Here is an 18,761-nt window from a genome sequence, read left to right on the forward strand (position 1 = left end):
GAGCGCGACCGCGTTGCATGGTTTATATTCATTTGCATGAAACGGATGCTGCGGCATCCGGGAAGGCGGACCGACGTGAACACGCACACGAGCGAAAACACCGGCTGGTCGGGGATGCAGTTCGGCATCTTCTCCGTGAGCGACATCACGGCAGACCCGACGACCGGCCACACCCCGAGCGAGGCGGAGAAGATCCGCGCCGCCGTGACCATCGCCAAGCATGCCGAGGATGTCGGGCTCGACGTCTACGCGATCGGCGAGCACCACAACCCGCCGTTCTGGTCGTCGTCGCCCACCACGACGCTCGCCTACATCGCGGCGCAGACCGAACGCCTCATCCTCTCCACGGCCACGACGCTCATCACGACGAACGACCCGGTGAAGATCGCCGAGGACTACGCGATGCTGCAGCACCTGTCGGGCGGCCGCGTCGACCTCATCATGGGGCGCGGCAACACCGGACCGGTCTACCCGTGGTTCGGCAAGGACATCCGTCAGGGCCTCCCGCTCGCGATCGAGAACTACGCCCTGCTGCACAAGCTGTGGCGTGAGGACGTCGTCGACTGGGAGGGCAAGTTCCGCACCCCGCTGCAGGGCTTCACCTCGACGCCCCGTCCGCTCGACGGCGTCGCTCCGTTCGTCTGGCACGGCTCGATCCGCACCCCCGAGATCGCCGAGCAGGCCGCCTACTACGGCGACGGCTTCTTCGCGAACAACATCTTCTGGCCCAAGGAGCACTACCAGCGCCTCATCGACCTGTACCGTCAGCGCTTCGCGCACTACGGCCACGGCACGCCCGAGCAGGCGATCGTCGGTCTCGGCGGCCAGGTGTTCATGAGCGCCAACTCGCAGGATGCCGTCCGGCAGTTCCGCCCGTACTTCGACAACGCCCCCGTCTACGGTCACGGCCCCTCGCTCGAGGACTTCAGCGAGATGACGCCCCTCACCGTCGGGTCGCCGCAGCAGGTCATCGACCGGTACGCGGCGATGCGCGAGACGTTCGGCGACTACCAGCGTCAGCTGTTCCTCATCGACCACGCGGGCCTGCCGCTGAAGACCGTGCTCGAGCAGCTCGACATCCTGGGTGGCGAGGTCGTCCCGGTGCTTCGGAAGGAGCTCGCGCAGGGTCGTGGCGCGGCAGTGCCCGACGCCCCGACGCACGCCGCGCGCGTCCGTGAGGTGTACGGCGACGGCCCGGCGCGCGAAGCGCGGCCCCGCGCCAATCGCGGAGACAACCTCAGCGGCCCCTCGCCCTACCAGGACGCTCCCGCGCCCGCAGGTTCGGCCTTCGGTGTGGCGGCGGCACGATGAGCGCGCGGCGTATCGCGGTCGTCTCGGCCGGCCTGTCGAACCCGTCGTCGACCCGCATGCTCGCCGACCGGCTCGCGACGGCGACGATCGCCGAGCTCACGGCATCCGACATCACCGCGACAGCGGACGTCATCGAGCTGCGCGATCTCGCGCACGACATCACGAACAACCTGCTGACGGGTTTCGCCCCGCCCGCCCTCGAGTCGGCGATCAACTCGGTCGTCTCGGCCGACGCGCTCATCGCTGTGACGCCGATCTTCTCGACGAGCTACTCCGGGCTGTTCAAGTCGTTCATCGACGTGCTCGACCCCGACTCGCTCACCGGGAAGCCCGTGCTCATCGGGGCGAACGCGGGCACGGCTCGTCACTCGCTCGCGATCGACTACGCCATCCGGCCGCTGTTCGCGTACCTGCACGCGGCCCCGGTCTCGACCGGCGTCTTCGCGGCGTCGAGCGACTGGGGGAGCAAGGCCGACGAGGTCGCTCCGCTGAGTGCGCGGGTCGAGCGCGGCGCACGGGAGCTCGCTGCGGCCGTCGTGGCACGCACGCCCGTCACGGACGCGGATCCGTTCGACCCCGCCTCGTACCTGGGCGAGGGCAAGTCGTTCGGTCACCTGCTCGGCGGTCTCGCGGGGGAGTGACCCGCTCGCGGCGCCGCGTGAGGGCGGCCGTGATCACATCGATCGCGGCGCCCAGCGCGAGCGCCGCGGCCACCGACAGCAGCACGGCGAGCAGCGGAGCATCGGGCAGGAGCGCGCCGATCGCCGCGCCGATGACGCTCTGATAGGTGGCCCAGGACGTTGCAGCGACCCCGGCGATGGCGAGGAAGCGGACGGCCGATACTCGCGTGGCGCCCGCGGTGAGATTGACCGCGAGGCGCGCGAAGGGGATGAAGCGCGCGGTGAAGACGACCGTCGCGGTTCCCCGCTGCAGCCGAGCCCCCGCCCACGCGAACGCGCGTTGCACGCGCCGGTGCCGCATCCAACGCCACCGGCGGAGGCCGATCCGACGCCCCACGGCGTAGCAGAGCGCATCCCCGCAGAACGCAGCGGATGCGGCGACACCGACGACGGCCGCCAGCGGGGGATCGCCGGTCGACGCGGCGAGCGCTCCCGCCGCCGTCACCGCGATCTCGCCGGGGACGACGACCAGGACGGAGTCGAGGAGGACGAGCGCGAAGACCGCGACGAGGAGCCAGGGGCCGCCGGACATCGCGGTCAGCAGGTCGTCGAGCACGCGGCATCCCTATCAGCCGTGGATGAACGGAGCGGGAACGGCGACGGTCAGGCGTCCGCGAGGTGACCGAGCGCGGAGGATCGTGTGAACAGTGCGCGATTCCGGCTGGTTCAGCAGACAGTGGCGCGCCGTCGGCGACACCCTGGTGTCGTGAGAGTCGCGGTGGTCACCGAGTCCTTCCTTCCCCACATGAACGGCGTGACCGGTTCGGTCCTGCGGGTGCTCGAGCATCTCGAGCATCGCGGGCACGAGGCCTTCGTCGTCGCGCCGGGCGCGGGGCGACGGCATCCGCTCGCCGTTCCGGGTCGAACGGTGCGGTCGATCCCGATGCCCCGGTATCCCGCCGTGCGCGTGGCGGCCCCGCCCGTGGTCTCGGTCGCGCGGGCGCTGCGAGAGTTCCGCCCAGACGTCGTGCACCTCGCATCGCCGTTCCTTCTCGGCTGGCAGGGGCTTCTCGCCGCCGAGGGCCTCGGGCTGCCGAGCGTCGCCGTCTATCAGACCGATGTCATCGCCTACACCGAGCGCTACGGCGTGCCGCACGCCACGGCGCTCACGGCTGCTCACGTGCGGCGGCTGCATCGCCGCGCGACGCTGACGCTCGCCCCCGCCGACGCGGCACGGCGGCAGCTGCAGGACCTCGGTGTCGATCGCGTCGCGATCTGGGGCCGCGGGGTCGACGGCATCCGCTTCGCGCCCCACCGCCGCGACGAGGCGTGGCGCGCGCGGGTCGTTCCGGAAACGGCCGACGGCGACGTCGTGGTCGGATATGTCGGGCGGCTCGCCCCCGAGAAGCAGATCGAGGATCTGGCGGCGCTCAGCTCGCTGCCCGGCGTGCGACTGGTCATCGTGGGCGACGGGCCCTCGCGGACGAGTCTGGAGAGCCTCTTGCCGGATGCCGTCTTCCTCGGCCATCTGCACGGGGACGCGCTCGCCACCGTGATGGCCAGCTTCGACGTTTTCGTGCACCCGGGCGAGAGCGAGACGTTCGGCCAGACCATCCAGGAGGCGCAGGCGAGCGGTGTACCGGTGGTCGCGACGGGTCGCGGCGGCCCGCTCGACCTGGTGCGCAGCAGTGTCGACGGCTGGCTCTACCGGCCCGGCGATGCCGACGACCTCCGCCGCCGGGTCGCCGACCTGGCGGGGGACGCGGCGAAGCGGCGCGCGTTCGGCGCGGCGGCCCGGGAGGCTGTCGCCGGGCGCACCTGGGAGAGCCTCGGCGATGCCCTGCTCGGCCACTACGAGCGTGCGGGCGAGCTGCATGCGATCGACCGTGCCCGGCGGGCTCGCGTGTGGCCGCGCGCCGAGCTGCCCGCCGCGGGCGACGGACCTCCGCTGTGGCGGCGCTACGTCGCGCTGGGCGACTCGATCACCGAGGGGCTCTGCGACACGTCGCGCATGCCGGCGGGGATGCACCGGGGATGGGCCGATCGTCTCGCTCAGCTGCTCGCCTCGGCGGCGCCGCGAGCCGGTGGGGGAACCGGAGCCTTCCAGTACGCGAACCTCGCGGTGCGCAGCAAACGGGTACGGCACCTCGTCGACGAGCAGGTTCCGGCGTGCCTGGCGCTGCGGCCCGAACTCGTCTCGGTGCTCATCGGAGCCAACGACCTCGTGCAGGCCCGGGTCGACGTCGCGAGCGTCGCCGACGAGGTCGAGATCGCGGTCCGGCGGTTGCGGGAATCCGGGGCGGATGTGCTGCTCGCCACGGTGTTCCTTCCCGGGCGGGCCGCGGCGAGCATCTTCGCGCGGCGCTTCGCCGCCTACAACGCCCGGCTGCGAACGATCGCGTCGAGGACGGGCGCCATCCTGGTCGACCTCGAGGCTGTGCCGGAACTCGCCCGCCTCGAGCTGTGGGCCGACGACAAGGTGCATCTGCGCTCGCGCGGGCATCGGCTCGTGGCCTATCGCGCGGCGGAAGCGCTCGGGGTGCCGCACGCCGAGGCGCTCGCCGAGCTCGACGAGGCCTTCCATCTCGACGACGATCCCGTCGTGCCGGGAACGTGGCTGCGTCGCGATGCGCTCCCGTGGATGTGGCGGCGCCTGCGCGGCCGCACGGCCGGCGACGGCGTCGCTCCCAAGCTCCCCGCCTACGTGCGCATCGGCCCCACGGCCCCGCGCCGCTCGTCCCTCCCGCAGCAGTAGCCCGCCCCGCCCCGCCACATCCCCGCCCGCCGAGAGCGACGCGCGGTCAGGGGCGCCAGCGGTACTCGGCCTCGGGCCGGCCGGGGGCCCCGTAGCGCTGGGCCCGTTCGGCGCGGCCGGCGTCGGCGAGGTGCTCGAGGTATCGTCGCGCCGCGACGCGCGACATCCCGAGCGCCTCCGCAGCCTCGCGGGCGGACAGGGCTCCGGCCTCGCGGAGCCGGTTCGACACGCGCTCGAACGTCTCGGGAGAGAGCCCCTTGGGGATGGGAGCCGTGACCGGGCGCAGCGCCCCCAGCATCGCGTCGATCTCGGCCTGGGTCGCCGCGCCCGTGGTCTCGCTCGCGCGCTCGCGGTAGCGCGCGTACTGCGACATCCGTTCCTGGAAGTCGGCGAAGGTGAAGGGCTTCACGAGGTACTGCACCGCGCCGAGGCCGACGACCTGGCGCACCACGTCGGCATCCCGCACCGAGGTGATCGCGATGACGTCGACATCCCGGGCTCGCGCGCGCACATGGCGCAGGACGTCGAGTCCCGATCCGTCGGGCATCGTCATGTCCAGCAGCACGAGGTCGATCTCGTCCGTGGCCGGGCTGTCGAGGAGGGCTCGCAGGGCGGCACGTGCGCCGCTGCACTCGGCGACGACCCGGAATCCGTCCAGCCGCTCGATGTAGTGGCGGTGGAGGTCGAGGGTGAGGGCTTCGTCGTCGACCAGCAGCACGCCGATCATGTTTCCCTCCTCGGCAGGATGACGCGGAACGTCGTCGGGTCGTGATCGAGGGTGAGGCTACCGCCGGCGTCGTCGACGATCGCTGCGACGAGGGCGAGACCCACACCACGTCCTTCGGCGCCAGCGGGTTTCGTGGAGAAGCCGTGCTCGAAGATCCGGCGCCGCAGTTCCGGCGGCACGCCGGTTCCCGAGTCCGACACGGCGATCTCGAGCTCGTCCTCCTCGGTGCGCGTCATCCTGATCTCCACCCAGCGCGGTTCGGGCCCGCCGGCGGCGGCGTCGAGCGCATTGTCGATGAGATTACCGACGACCGAGACGGCATCGACCGGCGAGAGCACCGAGCGCGGCGCGTCGGGCTCGATGCGGGAGCGCCACCGGATGCCGCGTTCCTTGGCCTGCGAGGCCTTGCCGAGCAGCAGCGCTCCGACGGTCGGGTCGCCCTCGCGGCGGGCCGCGACCTCGTCGACCAGCACCTGGCTCTGCCGCGAGGTCTCGGCGAGGATCTCGATCGCCTCGGGGGTGCGACCCAGCTCGAGCAGGGCGATGGCGGTGTGCATGCGGTTGCCGTGCTCGTGGGTCTGCGCCCGCAGGGCTTCGCCGAGAGTGCGGAGCGACTCGAACGACGAGACGGCGTCGCGGACGGCGCCGGCGGGCAGGTCTCCGGTGACCTGGCGCGTCGCCCGACGCGCGACGACGGCTCCGACGAGACCGGCCGCCAGGAGCGCGGCCGCGATGCCGACGACGACGAGGATGCGGGGCCCCAGAGTCGCCGCGATGCTGCCGATGGTCACGCCGACAGAGACCCACCCGACGACGGCGCCGCCGCTCTCCACGGGCACGATGGTGCGGATCGAGGGGCCGAGGGTGCCCGTGAACTCCTCCGTCAACGCGCGTGACGTGGTGGGGATCGAACCCAGGTAGCGCTCGCCGATCCGCTCGGCGTCGCGGTGCGTGATCCGGATGCCGCTCGGGTCCATGATCGTGACGAAGTCGACGCGGGCATCGACGATCACCTGTTCGACCTGGGGCTGCAGCTCCGCGGATGCGAGGTCGCGGTCGCCGGCGGCGAGGAGGTCGGCGACCTGCGCCGAGTCGGCGACGGTCTGCGCGACGGCCTGGGTGACGCGCTCGGCCTCGGACCGCGCGGACCGCTGGCCGTCGGCGATGAGGATGCCGGCGATCGCCAGGGTGAGGAGCGCCACGGCCACCGCGACCGCGACGAACACGAGCGAAGCGGCGCTGCGGGTGCGCGTTGTCATGCCGCTCTCGCTCTCGTCGTCGTCGTCGGATGCTGCCACGTCGCAGGCCGTGACCAATACGACCATAAATCGGCGTCCGCGCGGAACAGCCGGACGCTGAGAGCGCACCGACAGAGACGTCGGCATCGGACAACGACTGTTCAGCTGGAGGAGACCATGGCTCTCACATCATCTTTCCGCCTGCCGGGGTACAACGCCCGGAAAGGCAAGCAGGCCTGGGACAAGCACACGTGGCTCTACGTCTCGGTCATCCTGGCGGTCGTGCTGGGCGCGGTCGTCGGCCTCGTATGGCCTTCCTTCGCCGTCGGTCTCGAGCCGCTCGGCAAGGGCTTCGTCAACCTCATCAAGATGATGATCGCGCCGATCATCTTCTGCACGATCGTCGTGGGGGTCGGCTCGATCGCGAAGGCCGCGACGGTCGGGCGCATCGGCGGTCTCGCGCTGCTCTACTTCATGGTGATGTCGACCTTCGCCTTGGCGATCGGACTCATCGTGGGCAACATCATCCACCCGGGTGAGGGGCTCAACATGCAGAGCGCGGTCTACGACGCCGGGGCGGCGGCCGAGGCGAAGTCGACGACCGACTTCCTGCTCGGCATCATCCCGACCACGTTCTTCTCGGCGTTCACCGGTGAGAGCGTGCTCCAGGTGCTGTTCATCGCGCTGCTGGTCGGCTTCGCGTTGCAGGGACTCGGCGAGAAGGGCGCCCCGATCATGAGCGCCGTGAAGAACCTGCAGACGCTGGTCTTCCGCATCCTCGGCATGATCCTGTGGCTCGCTCCGATCGGCGCCTTCGGTGCGATCGCCGCGGTGGTGGGCAAGACCGGTGTCGCCGCCATCGTGAGCCTCGGTGTGCTGATGATCGCGTTCTACATCACGTGCATCGTCTTCATCGTCGCGGTGCTCGGCACGCTGCTCTACGCCGTGGCGCGGATCAACATCTTCAGCCTGATGAAGTACCTCGCCCGCGAGTATCTGCTGATCGTCGGGACCTCGTCGAGCGAGTCCGCGCTGCCCCGCCTGATCGCCAAGATGGAGCACGTCGGCGTCTCGAAGCCGGTCGTGGGTATCACGGTCCCCACGGGATATTCGTTCAACCTCGACGGGACGGCCATCTACCTCACGATGGCGTCGCTGTTCATCGCGGCGGGCATGGGCGCTCCGATGTCGATCCCCGAGCAGATCGGACTGCTGGTGTTCATGATCATCGCCTCGAAGGGCGCGGCCGGAGTCACCGGCGCCGGCCTCGCGACCCTCGCCGGCGGTCTGCAGGCGTACCGGCCCGACCTCGTCAACGGCGTCGGCGTGATCGTCGGCATCGACCGGTTCATGTCGGAGGGGCGCGCGCTGACCAACTTCACCGGGAATGCGGTCGCGACGATCCTCATCGGAACCTGGACCCGCGAGTTCGACCGCGACCAGGCCCGCGCCGTGCTCAGCGGCGAGCGCCCCTTCGACGAGGCTATGCTCACCGGTCACGGTCACGACGGGATGTCGAACGACACCGGCGCCGTCAACACGCAGGGCCTCGGTGACGCCGCCCTCGAGGAGGCCGCGGCGAAGGAGGAGCGCGCTCGCCTCCGCCGCGAGGCCGCGACGCGCTGACAGTTCCCGATCTCCGGTGGCCGCGGATCCGAGAAATCGGATGCCGTGGCCACCGGCATTCTCGATGGCAGGCGAAACCGGCTCGCCGGCGCGCAGGGCGACGGGCCCAGCGAGGAGAAGGTGGAACGCGACCGCTCAGAATGGCGGGGCCCCGGGGCCGGGTGGCTCTGCGGACGTGAAGGCGACGAGCGGTGGTGGTGCGTCTTCGCGGTAGATCCGTCCGGTCGGTGAGGTCCAGATCAGCCTTCCGCCCGGGAGTTGTCGTACTCGCCATCGGGTGTGGTGTTTGACGTCGTGGTGTCTCTTGCAGAGGTTCGCGAGGTTGCAGACATGTGTCGCCCCGCCCTCGGATGCGGCGATGGTGTGGTCGAGTTCGCAGCGGATGACGGGTTGCCGGCATCCGGGGAACCGGCAGTGCCGGTCTCGGGCTCGGAGCAGCCTGACCATGGCGGCGGTGGGCCGGTAGCTGTCGCATTCGAGGACGGTTCCGGTGACCGGGTGGGTGAGCAACCGGTCCCAGGAGGTCGCGTTACCTGCGAGTTCGCGTGCGGTGGCGGCGTCGATGGGGGAGCGCCCCGCGAGGTCGGCCGGCCCGTCGTCCTGTCCCATCAATGTCAGTGCCGACACCGCGACCTGCACGTGTGCCCGGATCGCCCCGAGGGTTCCGTCGCCGTCACCGGTGCCGGTGGGATCGAGGGCGGGTGTCCCGGCGAGGAGGAGGTCACTGAGCACGTCGGCGCGGACTTGGTCGATGGTGCGGGCATCGTCGACGAACGACGACCCGTCGGGAATTGTCGTGTCGGCGCCGGGCGCGCCGCCGTTCGCGTCGGCTCGAACGCCAGGCGCCTCGGCTTGAGCGTCAGGGGCGTCGGCTCGAGCGTCAGCGCCGCCACCCGCCGCGTCGACCGGCTGCCGTGTGTTGATGATCTCCCGCGCCTGCCGCGTGAGCCGGTCCACGATGCCGTCCGCGATCACGGTCGGCAGCGTCGCGATCAGGTCCGACATGCCATCGGCGCCGGCCTGCACTCGCACGCACCGCCCCGCCGCGGCCTCCTCGTGCCGCTCGGTGAACGACCGCGGGTGCATCTGCTCCGCCAGCATCCGCAATGTCTCCAGCACACGGTTGGGCCTTTCGCCCTCGCACCGTTGGATCGCAAGCCGTTCGAACTCCGCCCGCTCCTCCACGGGCACGAGGCACCCGACTTCCTGGATCACCCGGACATGCCCGCGGACGATGCGCCCGGCTTCCCAGGCCGCCATCGTCACCGGGTAGTTCTCAACCAGGTCCCGCGCTTCGTCGATGCGGCGTTGCAGCGTTCGGTCGGTCGCGACGAACACTCCGGCAAGTTCCGCGGCGATGCCCCGCAACGCCATCTCGCGCGCCTTGACCTTCTCCGACGCCCCAGCGGCCTGCTTCTCGGCCAGCAGCCCAGCCGCCGCGAGCACCCGAACCTCACGAATCTGCACGGCTCGCGCGGCATCCGAAACGCCCTCGGCATTCGCGACCAGCTGAGCGAGGACGTCGACGTCGCCGTCGCTGCCCATCCCGCAGCCTGCCCGGCTACCGATCCCATCATTCGAATGCATGTTCGAATACTGTCACGAACCTCCGACATCGCCCCGCCACTCTCCACACCCCCCGAAGCGCCCGAGAAACACAGACGGGGCCCGGACGCGTCAGCATCCGAGCCCCGTTCGCGGGCGGCCGTTCGGCGTCACCCGCTCTTGCGGCGGAACTCCCGCTTCGTCATGGCACCGTGCGACGCGTGCACCGACGAATCGCCGTCGAGGTGTGCCTCTCCGGTGCGGTGCTGGGCGTTCTTCTTCTCGAGCGCCTCGCGGAACTTGCGCTTCACATCGTCGGATGCCGCGCCCGCGGTCTTGTCTGCTTCGCTCATGAGGCCACGATACGCAGGCGAGGGTCTCGCTGGTAGGCTGGGGCAGGTTGCCGTCCGGCACCCGCTCAATTCAACACTGAGCTCATGGAGCGGATCCGGCAGGAAGCTGGTCCCCTGTGGTGGGTTCCCATCCCGATCGAATGCCGATCGCGGAGATGGTGATCTTCGACTGGTGACCAGCGCAGGCGGTTCTCGCGGTTTCGTCCGCGCGCCCATATCTGCCCCGCTCCTTCGCACGATCTCGTGCGCGAAACGCGCGTGCGAGTCTAAACAAAGAAGGAGGGACCTCTTGGAAGGTCCAGAAATCACCGCAGCCGAAGCCGTCCTCGACAACGGCCGCTTCGGCACCCGCACCGTCCGGTTCGAGACCGGACGCCTGGCACAGCAGGCGCAGGGCGCCGTTGCCGCCTACCTCGACGAGGAGACGATGCTCCTCTCGGCCACCAGCGCCGGCAAGCACCCGCGCGAAGGCTTCGACTTCTTCCCGCTCACCGTCGACGTCGAAGAGCGCTCGTACGCCGCAGGCAAGATCCCCGGCTCGTTCTTCCGCCGCGAGGGACGCCCCTCGACCGAGGCGATCCTCGTCTGCCGTCTGATCGACCGTCCGCTGCGCCCCTCGTTCGTCGACGGCCTGCGCAACGAGGTCCAGATCGTCATCACGGTCCTCTCGATCGCACCCGGCGAGTACTACGACGCCCTCGCGATCAACGCGGCATCCGCTTCGACGCAGATCTCGGGCCTGCCGTTCTCCGGCCCGATCGCCGGTGTTCGCCTGGCGCTCGTTCCCGGTCACGGTGAGCACGAGGACCAGTGGGTCGTCTTCCCGAACCAGAAGGTCGTCGAAGAGGCCGTCTTCGACCTCACCGTCGCCGGCCGGGTTCTGCCCGACGGCGAAGTGGCCATCATGATGGTCGAGGCCGAGGCGACCGAGGGCAGCTGGAACCTCATCAAGGGCGGCGCCGTCAAGCCGAGCGAAGAGGTCGTCGCACAGGGCCTCGAGGCCGCGAAGCCCTTCATCAAGCAGCTCGTCGAGGCGCAGGCTTCGATGGCGGCATCCGCGTCGCGTGAGCCGGGCGTCTACCCCGTCTTCCCGCCGTACGCCCCCGAGGTCTACGACTTCGTCGCCGAGCGCGCCTACGGCGAGCTGACGAGCGTCTACCAGATCGCCGACAAGCAGGAGCGCCAGAACGCCGACGACGCGATCAAGGACCGCGTCAAGGGCGAGGTCGCCGCTGCCGTCGAGGCCGAGCAGCTCCCGGCGTCCGCGCTCGCGGAGTTCTCCGCCGCGTACAAGTCGGTGACCAAGAAGATCGTCCGCGGCCGCATCCTCAGCGAGGGCGTCCGCATCGACGGTCGCGGCCTGGCCGACATCCGTCCGCTCGACGCCGAGGTGCAGGTCATCCCGCGCGTCCACGGCTCGGCGATCTTCCAGCGCGGTGAGACCCAGATCCTGGGCGTCACCACGCTGAACATGCTGAAGATGGAGCAGCAGATCGACTCGCTGTCGCCCACGACGAGCAAGCGCTACCTGCACCACTACAACTTCCCGCCCTACTCGACCGGTGAGACCGGCCGCGTCGGCAGCCCGAAGCGTCGCGAGATCGGGCACGGCTTCCTCGCCGAGCGCGCGCTCGTGCCGGTGCTGCCCAGCCGCGAGGAGTTCCCGTACGCGATCCGTCAGGTCTCCGAGGCCCTCGGGTCGAACGGCTCGACCTCGATGGGCTCGGTGTGCGCCTCGACCCTCTCGCTGCTGAACGCCGGTGTGCCCCTGCGCGCCCCGGTCGCCGGTATCGCGATGGGTCTCGTCTCCGACCAGGTCGACGGTGAGACCCGCTACGCGGCGCTGACCGACATCCTCGGCGCCGAGGACGCGCTCGGCGACATGGACTTCAAGGTCGCCGGCACGAGCGAGTTCGTCACGGCCATCCAGCTCGACACGAAGCTCGACGGCATCCCGTCGTCGGTGCTCTCGGCCGCGCTGACCCAGGCCAAGGAGGCTCGTCTGACGATCCTCGGCGTCCTCAACGCCGCGATCGACAGCCCCGACGAGATGGCACCGACCGCCCCGCGCGTCATCAGCGTCCAGATCCCGGTCGACAAGATCGGTGAGCTGATCGGCCCCAAGGGCAAGACGATCAACTCGATCCAGGACGAGACCGGCGCCGACATCTCCATCGAGGAGGACGGCACCGTCTACATCGGCGCGACCGACGGCCCCTCGGCCGAGGCCGCTCGTGCCCGCGTGAACGCGATCGCCAACCCCACCAACCCCGAGGTCGGCGAGCAGTTCCTGGGCACCGTCGTGAAGATCGCGACGTTCGGCGCGTTCATCTCGCTCCTGCCCGGCAAGGACGGACTGCTGCACGTCAGCGAGGTCCGCAAGCTCGCCGGTGGCAAGCGCGTCGAGAACGTCGAAGACGTCCTGGGCGTCGGCCAGAAGATCCTCGTGCGCATCACGAAGATCGACGACCGCGGCAAGCTCTCCCTCGAGCCGGTTCTCGAAGAGACCGCTGACCAGGACGGCTCGGCCGCTGCGAGCGAGGGCCCCGAGGCTCCCGCCGAAGGCTGAATCTCCTATCACCCGGATGCCCGTCCCCGTCTCGGGGGCGGGCATCCGTCGTTCCCAGAGCGGCCGTGATGAAACAGTTATCTGGAATTCACGGCCTGTTCGCGACAATACGCGCCCACAGGTGCGGGGTGTCCTACTCTCGAAGTGCGCGCCGAGGAGCCGCGCCCCGCGATTCCTCGGTGTCGACGGAGGTGTGTGATGTCGGGGGACCGGGTGGCTCAGGTCGCAGCCGCTGGTGCGCCCGCCGCGGCCGTGCATCCCTCCAGCCCGATCCCGGTACACGGCAAGCCCGTGGGCGCCGACATCCGCGTCGACCTGGCCGAGACCGGCAAGCGGATCTTCCCCCTCATCCTCGGCGGCTCCGAGTTCGGTTGGACCATCGATCTCGCAGCGAGCCACGCCGTCCTCGACGCGTACGTGCAGCGCGGCGGCAACGCCCTGCACACCTCCGACGGCTACGCCTCGGGTCGCAGCGAGCACATCATCGGCCGCTGGCTCTCCAGTCGGGGAAACCGCGACGACATCGTCGTCACGGTGCGGGTCGGGGGCAACCCCGACAATCCGGGGCTCGGCTCGGTGAATCTCGTACGGTCGGTGGAAGCGTCGCTCGGCCGGCTGGGCATCGATCGCATCGACCTGCTGTACCTGGATGCCGCGACCGACGGCGTCACGGCGCTCGAAGACACTCTCGCGACGGCGGAATGGCTCGTCGAGAGCGGGAAGGTCGGAGCGCTGGGAGCGGCCGGATACACCGCGATGCAGCTCGTCGAGGCCCGCATCCTGTCCTCCGCGGGGTACCCGCGTTTCGCCGCACTGGATGTTCCCTACAACCTCCTGCACCGGTCGGAGTTCGACGGTGACCTGCGTCTCATCGCCGGCGCCCAGGGCCTCGCGGTGACGCCCTCGCAGGCTCTCGAGCACGGCTACCTCACCGGGAGCCATCGCGATCGTTCCGGTCTGTCGTCATCGGTGCGCGGCTCGCAGCTCGCCGCATGGATGAACCGTCGCGGCGCCCGGACGCTGAAGGCGCTCGACCGCATCTCGGAGGAGCTGTCGGTCTCGACGGCAGCGATCGCGGTCTCCTGGCTCCTCGCGCAGCGCGTCGTGACGGCGCCGATCGTCAATGCGAGCCGGCCCGCGCACGTCGACCAGCTCGTGCAGGGTGTCGGCGCCCGGCTCGGTCGCTCGCACCTCGCGGAGATCGCGCGCGCCGTGGAGTGAGCCGATCTGTGATCCCGCGGAGCGCCTGTCGGAGGGGTGACGTAGGGTGGATGGCGCCCTGTTCATCGTTTCGAATCGAGCTTCTGTGACGCAGTATCTCTACCTCGTGCGCCACGGAGAGCATCAGGACGCCGAGCACGGTCTCGAAGACGGCCCGCTCTCGCCGCGTGGACGCCGTCAAGCCGAGCTGCTGGCCGATCGCATCTCCGGCGTGCCCCTCGACGCCGTCTGGCACTCGCCGCTCGAGCGCGCCCAAGAGACGGCGCGCGCCGTCGCCAAGCGCCTGCCAGCCCTGGCTCCGCAGGCGTCGTCTCTGCTGTTCGACTGCGTCCCGACCGGTATGACGCCCGATACGCCCGCCGCCTACGAGCCCTTCTTCGGGTCGTACACCGAGGCCGAGACCGAGGCGGGCGCAGCGCAGATGGCGGATGCGGTGGGGGAGTTCCTCGCTCGCAAGCCCGACGCCCACGAACTGCTGATCACCCACAACTTCGTCATCGCCTGGTTCGTGCGCGAGGTGCTGCAGGCACCCGACTGGCGGTGGTTGACGATCAACCAGGCTCACTGCGGGCTGACCGTGCTCGCGCAGCGCCCCGGCCGCCCCTGGACGATGGTCTCGCACAACGACCTCTCGCACCTCCCTGTCGAGCTGCGCACCGGCCTTCCCGACATCCTTCCCGTCTGAGCCGACGGCTGATCCGCGGCGCGAGCCCGGCTCCTGCCGATTGGACGCGGCGCGCACCGAACCGGAGAATCGATCGGTGCTCGATGGTCCTCTGCTCGCCGACTGGCTTCCCGTCTCCGTCTCCGCGCTGATCTTCCTCATCGTCGCGGCCGGGGTGGCCGGCTGGGTCGACGCGGTCGTCGGCGGGGGAGGGCTGATCCAGCTCCCCGCCCTCGTCATCGGCGTGCCCAAGGATGTCGCGACGCCCTTCATCCTCGGGACGAACAAGCTGTCGTCCTTCGCGGGCACGCTCTCGGCCAGCTGGGTCTATCTGCGACGCATCCGCGTGCAACTGGTTCTCCTCGTGCCGCTTGTGGCCGGCGCATTCGGGGGGTCGGCCGTGGGGGCCGCGCTGTCGCGCTACGTCCCGCGGGAACTGCTGACGCCGATCGTGCTGGTCGCGGTCGTGGCGGTCGCGATCTACACGCTGCTGAAGCCCAAGATGGGCTTGAACCACGAGCCGCGCCACGAGTCGCGTGCGGCCATCGTGTGGCGCTCGGCGCTCATCGGAATCGTCGTCGGCTTCTACGACGGCATCCTCGGTCCCGGCACCGGTTCGTTCTTCGTCATCCTGCTCGTCGCCGTGCTCGGATACGGCTTCCTCCAGGCGAGCGTCAACGCCAAGATCGCCAATCTCACCACGAATCTCGCAGCGCTCCTCGTCTACGGGGTGCACGGCGAGATCCTCCTGCTGCTCGCCGTCGTCATGGCGGCGGCGAACATGACGGGCGGGTTCATCGGCGCTCGCATGGCGACGAAGAACGGCAGCGGCTTCGTGCGGATCGTGTTCCTCGTCGTGCTGTCGATCCTCGTCGTGAAGCTCGCTTGGGACACGTTCATGCAGTTCGCGCCCGCGTAGGCTGGTGGTCATGACCACGCGCGTGGCCCTCGTGGGCGGCACCGGAAAGCTCGGCGGCATCATCCGAGACGTCATCGAGGCGTCGGAGGGCTTCGAGATCTCGGCGGTCCTGACGAGCCGCAGCAGCCTCGACGAGCTCGACGGCGCCGACCTCGTCGTCGACGCCTCGACCCCGGCCGTGTCGACGGATGTCGTGCGTGCAGCCATCGAGCGCGGCCTCAATGTGCTCGTCGGCACGTCGGGCTGGTCGCAGGAGCGGATCGCGCAGATCCGCCCCGCTGCGGATGCCGCGGGCGTCGGAGTCGTCTTCATCCCCAACTTCTCGCTCGGCTCGGTCGTCGGCAGCGCCCTCGCCGCTGCAGCCGCCTCGCTCTTCCCCTCGATCGAGATCATCGAGGCGCACCGCGACACCAAGGTCGACTCTCCGAGCGGCACCGCAGTCCGCACGGCCGAGCTCATCGCCGCTGCCCGCACCGGCGTCGGCCCGGTCGAGTCGCCCCACGCGGACCAGCGCGCCCGCGGACAGAAGGTCGCCAGCGTCCCGATCCATTCGCTGCGCCGGCCCGGCGTCATCGCCCGCCAGGAGACGATCCTCTCCGGCCCGGGCGAGGCCCTGTCGATCGTGCACGACACGATCGAGCCCGCGCGAGCCTATGAGCCCGGCATCCGAATCGCGCTCGACGCCGCCCGAGACGCGCGGGGCATCACCGTCGGGCTCGACAGCTTCATCGACATCGGGATCCGGCCGCCCGCCGCGACGAACGAGAACGCGCCGACCGACGAGGGCGACGTCCCGGGTCAGGTCGCGCGAGCCACCGGAGCATGAGCGCCCGCATCCTGGCGTTGATCATGGCGGCGCTGCTCGCCATCTACATCGTCTTCGTCGCGCAACGCGCCGTGCTGCTCGTCATGTCCGGCGAGCCCGTGGGCATCGCGATGGGCGTCGCGCTGATCGTCCTTCCGGTCATCGCCGCATGGGCGCTATGGCGCGAGCTGGCGTTCGGCGCGAGCGCGTCGCGGCTCGGCAAGCGGCTCGAGCAGGAGGCGGCGCTTCCCGTGGAGACCATCGATCTCGCTCCGAGCGGCCGACCGGACCGCGCCGAGGCCGACGCCCTCTTCCCGCGCTACCGAGAAGCGGTCGAGCAGGCGCCCGAGGACTGGCGAGCGTGGTTCCGGCTGGGCCTCGCCTACGACGGCGCCGGCGACCGCCGGCGCGCACGACAGGCGGTCCGTACGGCGATCGCCCTCGAGCGAGCCGAGCGGAACGCCTGATTCAGCGCGGCGGGACGACGGCGCGGATGGCGTCCTCCACGCGCTCGTGCGTGAAGACGAAGCCCGACTTCTGCAGGACCGCCGGAGCCACGTCGGTGTCGTTGGTCAGCAGCGCCTCGGTCGCATCGCGTCCGAGGACGAGGCGGAGCCCCCACTCGGGAGCGCGGACCAGGTATGGGCGGTTCATCCTCATGGCCAGAGCGAAGCCCAGGTCGTTGGCCGTCGCGCGCGTCGGCCCGGTGAGGTTGACCGGACCGGCGACGTCGGCGTCGATGAGGTGACGGATGGCTGCGACCTCGTCGACGAGCGAGATCCAGGGCCATACCTGCGTGCCTCGACCGATCGGTCCCGACAGACCCGCTCGGGTCAGCAGCATGAGAGGCTTCAGCACGCCTTCGGGATGCACGACCGGCGCCGTCCGCAGGAGGACCACGCGCGCGTGCTCACGAGCGGTCAGTGCAGCCGCCTCCCACTCCCCGCACAGATCGGCGAGGAACGAGTCGCCGCGCGGCGCAGTCTCGATCATGCGGACGCCGGGCCGGGTCGGGTAGTAGCCGACGGCCGATGACGACAAGAACACCGGCGCATCCGATCCGAGCGCGCGGACGGCTGTTGCGAGGGTCTCGGTCGGGAGCAGCCGCGACCACACGAGCTCGTGCTTGTACGAACGGGTCCACGGGAAGCGGCCGATGCTCGCGCCGTTGAGCCCCACCACGGCGCGGGCCCCGTCGAGCACCGCGGGGTCGAGCGGGCGCTCTCCGGGGAACCATTGAACCTCGTCGGCGGCGACAGGGGATCGGCGGACGAGACGCGTGACCTCGATCCCGTCACCGCGCAGCGCGTCGACGAGGGCGCGTCCGATCAGACCGGACGCACCCGCGACGACGACACGGCCCGCCGAGCCCTGATCAGCCAAGCGTCGCCTCGAGGGTGATCTCGATGCCCGCGAGGGCGGCGGAGACGGGGCATCCGCTCTTGGCCTCCTGGGCCAGCCGGTCGAAGTCCTCGGCCGACAGGCCCGGGACGACGGCGTTGACGTTCAGGTGCGAGCCGGTGATGCCGGTGCCCGGGATGAAGGTGACCGATGCCGTCGTCTCGACGGACTCGGGCGGTGTGCCGTTCTCGGCCAGAGCGTGGGAGAGAGCCATCGAGAAGCAGGAGGAGTGGGCGGCGGCGATCAGCTCCTCGGGGGTGGTCACCGCACTGGAGCCTTCGCTGCGCGCCTTCCAGTTGACCTCGAACGGGCCCTGGTTCGAGCTCTCGAGGGCGATCTGTCCCGATCCCTCCGTGAGGCTGCCCTTCCAGCTGGTGGTTGCTTCGCTCGTGACGCTCATGACTCTCCTGTTCGCAGATGGCACCTCGGGTGCCGTATCGAGACGGCGCGGTGTGCGCTCGCGTCGAGCCTAAGTCGGTCGGCCGCCCGTCGGAACGTCTTGACAGGGTCCGCCGGCGGACTCAGACCGAGGCGGAGTCGGCCCGCAGTCGCAGGATCTCGAGGTGCACGACATCCCGTCGCGGTGCGCCGCCGAATCTGGTCCGCACGACCCCCCGTCCGTCGAGGACGAGCGTGGTGGGCGTCTGCGCGATCTGGAATCGACGCGCGATGTCGGGGCGGTCGGTCACGTCGATGTCGAGGTGGACGACGTCGTCGGTCTCCCGGGCCATCTCCGAGAGCGTGCGATGCACCGCGGGGCACCGGTGGCAGGTCTCCCTGCTGAATTGCAGGAGCGTCGCCGTTCGACCGAGGGCATCGGGGTCGGCGCCGAGTCGACGCGGGTCGACGACATCGAAACGCGGGATGGGATAGGGCCGTGAGGCGCGCCACCGCAGGAAGACTCCGATCCCGCCTGTTACCGCTAACAGACAGGCCAGGACGACCGCCACCGCCATGAGTTCCACAACAGCCCAGAGTAGACCTTCGGGGGGAGCCGGAAGCACTCG

18 protein-coding genes are annotated in these 18,761 nt (G+C 70.2%); 10 read left to right on the forward strand and 8 right to left on the reverse strand.

Features of this window, described 5'->3' with window-relative positions; genetic code table 11:
- Window positions 1-114: 114 nt before the first annotated feature.
- Window positions 115-1,311: an LLM class flavin-dependent oxidoreductase gene (locus DO944_RS00625; RefSeq protein WP_112615039.1), complete on the forward strand. Its 1,197-nt coding sequence runs from the start codon at window positions 115-117 to the stop codon at window positions 1,309-1,311.
- Entirely contained in the window at window positions 1,308-1,952 is a 645-nt protein-coding gene (locus DO944_RS00630; protein WP_112613709.1) for an FMN reductase, read from the forward strand. Before DO944_RS00625 ends, DO944_RS00630 begins: the two co-directional genes overlap by 4 nt.
- On the opposite strand, the gene DO944_RS00635 is transcribed toward DO944_RS00630, so the two are convergent.
- A complete protein-coding gene (locus DO944_RS00635; RefSeq protein ID WP_112613711.1) occupies window positions 1,864-2,547 on the reverse strand; it encodes a DedA family protein in 684 nt (227 codons plus the stop codon). The genes DO944_RS00630 and DO944_RS00635 overlap by 89 nt on opposite strands.
- A 150-nt stretch (window positions 2,548-2,697) precedes the next feature.
- Here DO944_RS00635 and DO944_RS00640 point away from each other — a divergent pair, with 150 nt between their 5' ends.
- Window positions 2,698-4,686 (forward strand): glycosyltransferase, encoded by a 1,989-nt coding sequence (locus tag DO944_RS00640; protein WP_112613713.1) that lies wholly within the window; start codon window positions 2,698-2,700, stop codon window positions 4,684-4,686.
- Window positions 4,687-4,732: 46 nt separating this feature from the next.
- On the opposite strand, the gene DO944_RS00645 is transcribed toward DO944_RS00640, so the two are convergent.
- Window positions 4,733-5,413, reverse strand: coding sequence for a response regulator (locus DO944_RS00645; RefSeq protein WP_112613715.1), 681 nt, complete (start codon window positions 5,411-5,413; stop codon window positions 4,733-4,735).
- On the reverse strand, window positions 5,410-6,711 hold the full coding sequence (locus DO944_RS00650; protein ID WP_309300084.1) for an ATP-binding protein: 1,302 nt from the start codon (window positions 6,709-6,711) through the stop codon (window positions 5,410-5,412). The genes DO944_RS00645 and DO944_RS00650 overlap by 4 nt, the downstream gene beginning before the upstream one ends.
- A gap of 117 nt (window positions 6,712-6,828) precedes the next feature.
- Here DO944_RS00650 and DO944_RS00655 point away from each other — a divergent pair, with 117 nt between their 5' ends.
- Window positions 6,829-8,277 (forward strand): cation:dicarboxylate symporter family transporter, encoded by a 1,449-nt coding sequence (locus DO944_RS00655; RefSeq protein WP_112613717.1) that lies wholly within the window; start codon window positions 6,829-6,831, stop codon window positions 8,275-8,277.
- A 135-nt stretch (window positions 8,278-8,412) separates the two neighbouring features.
- On the opposite strand, the gene DO944_RS00660 is transcribed toward DO944_RS00655, so the two are convergent.
- Both DO944_RS00660 and DO944_RS00665 read right to left on the reverse strand, forming a co-directional pair.
- Window positions 8,413-9,822: an HNH endonuclease signature motif containing protein gene (locus DO944_RS00660; protein ID WP_112613719.1), complete on the reverse strand. Its 1,410-nt coding sequence runs from the start codon at window positions 9,820-9,822 to the stop codon at window positions 8,413-8,415.
- Between the two features lie 170 nt (window positions 9,823-9,992).
- Window positions 9,993-10,175 (reverse strand): DUF5302 domain-containing protein, encoded by a 183-nt coding sequence (locus DO944_RS00665; protein ID WP_112613721.1) that lies wholly within the window; start codon window positions 10,173-10,175, stop codon window positions 9,993-9,995.
- A gap of 289 nt (window positions 10,176-10,464) precedes the next feature.
- Between DO944_RS00665 and DO944_RS00670 the strand changes: the two genes are divergently transcribed.
- The 6 genes from DO944_RS00670 (at window position 10,465) to DO944_RS00695 (ending at window position 16,820) form a co-directional block, all read left to right on the forward strand.
- Window positions 10,465-12,744, forward strand: coding sequence for a polyribonucleotide nucleotidyltransferase (locus DO944_RS00670; protein ID WP_112613723.1), 2,280 nt, complete (start codon window positions 10,465-10,467; stop codon window positions 12,742-12,744).
- 198 nt (window positions 12,745-12,942) lie between these two features.
- Window positions 12,943-13,965, forward strand: a complete 1,023-nt coding sequence (locus DO944_RS00675) for an aldo/keto reductase (protein ID WP_112613725.1) — start codon at window positions 12,943-12,945, stop codon at window positions 13,963-13,965.
- Window positions 13,966-14,050: 85 nt separating this feature from the next.
- Window positions 14,051-14,650: a histidine phosphatase family protein gene (locus DO944_RS00680; protein WP_112613727.1), complete on the forward strand. Its 600-nt coding sequence runs from the start codon at window positions 14,051-14,053 to the stop codon at window positions 14,648-14,650.
- A gap of 76 nt (window positions 14,651-14,726) precedes the next feature.
- Window positions 14,727-15,548, forward strand: a complete 822-nt coding sequence (locus tag DO944_RS00685) for a TSUP family transporter (protein ID WP_112615043.1) — start codon at window positions 14,727-14,729, stop codon at window positions 15,546-15,548.
- Between the two features lie 10 nt (window positions 15,549-15,558).
- Entirely contained in the window at window positions 15,559-16,374 is an 816-nt protein-coding gene (gene dapB / locus DO944_RS00690) for a 4-hydroxy-tetrahydrodipicolinate reductase (RefSeq protein ID WP_112613729.1), read from the forward strand.
- Window positions 16,371-16,820: a tetratricopeptide repeat protein gene (locus DO944_RS00695; RefSeq protein ID WP_112613731.1), complete on the forward strand. Its 450-nt coding sequence runs from the start codon at window positions 16,371-16,373 to the stop codon at window positions 16,818-16,820. Before dapB ends, DO944_RS00695 begins: the two co-directional genes overlap by 4 nt.
- Before the next feature lies 1 nt (window position 16,821).
- Here the strand turns inward: DO944_RS00695 and DO944_RS00700 are convergent, their stop codons facing one another.
- From DO944_RS00700 to DO944_RS00710, 3 genes are all read right to left on the reverse strand, one after another.
- A complete protein-coding gene (locus DO944_RS00700; RefSeq protein WP_112613733.1) occupies window positions 16,822-17,736 on the reverse strand; it encodes a TIGR01777 family oxidoreductase in 915 nt (304 codons plus the stop codon).
- Window positions 17,729-18,154: an OsmC family peroxiredoxin gene (locus DO944_RS00705; protein WP_023951786.1), complete on the reverse strand. Its 426-nt coding sequence runs from the start codon at window positions 18,152-18,154 to the stop codon at window positions 17,729-17,731. The genes DO944_RS00700 and DO944_RS00705 overlap by 8 nt, the downstream gene beginning before the upstream one ends.
- Before the next feature lie 121 nt (window positions 18,155-18,275).
- Window positions 18,276-18,710: a thioredoxin family protein gene (locus DO944_RS00710; protein WP_181574138.1), complete on the reverse strand. Its 435-nt coding sequence runs from the start codon at window positions 18,708-18,710 to the stop codon at window positions 18,276-18,278.
- Window positions 18,711-18,761 lie beyond the last annotated feature (51 nt).

The organism is Microbacterium sp. SMR1 (genome assembly GCF_003289625.1).
Taxonomy (GTDB): Bacteria; Actinomycetota; Actinomycetes; order Actinomycetales; family Microbacteriaceae; genus Microbacterium; species Microbacterium plantarum.

Excerpts from the sequence above, each read along its gene's own strand:
- dapB (WP_112613729.1), top strand. The coding sequence starts at position 15,559 with ATGACCACGCGCGTGGCCCTCGTGGGCGGCACCGGAAAGCTCGGCGGC.
- DO944_RS00630 (WP_112613709.1), top strand. The coding sequence starts at position 1,308 with ATGAGCGCGCGGCGTATCGCGGTCGTCTCGGCCGGCCTGTCGAACCCG.
- DO944_RS00710 (WP_181574138.1), bottom strand. The coding sequence starts at position 18,710 with ATGGCGGTGGCGGTCGTCCTGGCCTGTCTGTTAGCGGTAACAGGCGGG.
- DO944_RS00695 (WP_112613731.1), top strand. The coding sequence starts at position 16,371 with ATGAGCGCCCGCATCCTGGCGTTGATCATGGCGGCGCTGCTCGCCATC.
- DO944_RS00660 (WP_112613719.1), bottom strand. The coding sequence starts at position 9,822 with ATGGGCAGCGACGGCGACGTCGACGTCCTCGCTCAGCTGGTCGCGAAT.
- DO944_RS00705 (WP_023951786.1), bottom strand. The coding sequence starts at position 18,154 with ATGAGCGTCACGAGCGAAGCAACCACCAGCTGGAAGGGCAGCCTCACG.
- DO944_RS00625 (WP_112615039.1), top strand. The coding sequence starts at position 115 with ATGCAGTTCGGCATCTTCTCCGTGAGCGACATCACGGCAGACCCGACG.
- DO944_RS00665 (WP_112613721.1), bottom strand. The coding sequence starts at position 10,175 with ATGAGCGAAGCAGACAAGACCGCGGGCGCGGCATCCGACGATGTGAAG.
- DO944_RS00675 (WP_112613725.1), top strand. The coding sequence starts at position 12,943 with ATGTCGGGGGACCGGGTGGCTCAGGTCGCAGCCGCTGGTGCGCCCGCC.
- DO944_RS00655 (WP_112613717.1), top strand. The coding sequence starts at position 6,829 with ATGGCTCTCACATCATCTTTCCGCCTGCCGGGGTACAACGCCCGGAAA.
- DO944_RS00645 (WP_112613715.1), bottom strand. The coding sequence starts at position 5,413 with ATGATCGGCGTGCTGCTGGTCGACGACGAAGCCCTCACCCTCGACCTC.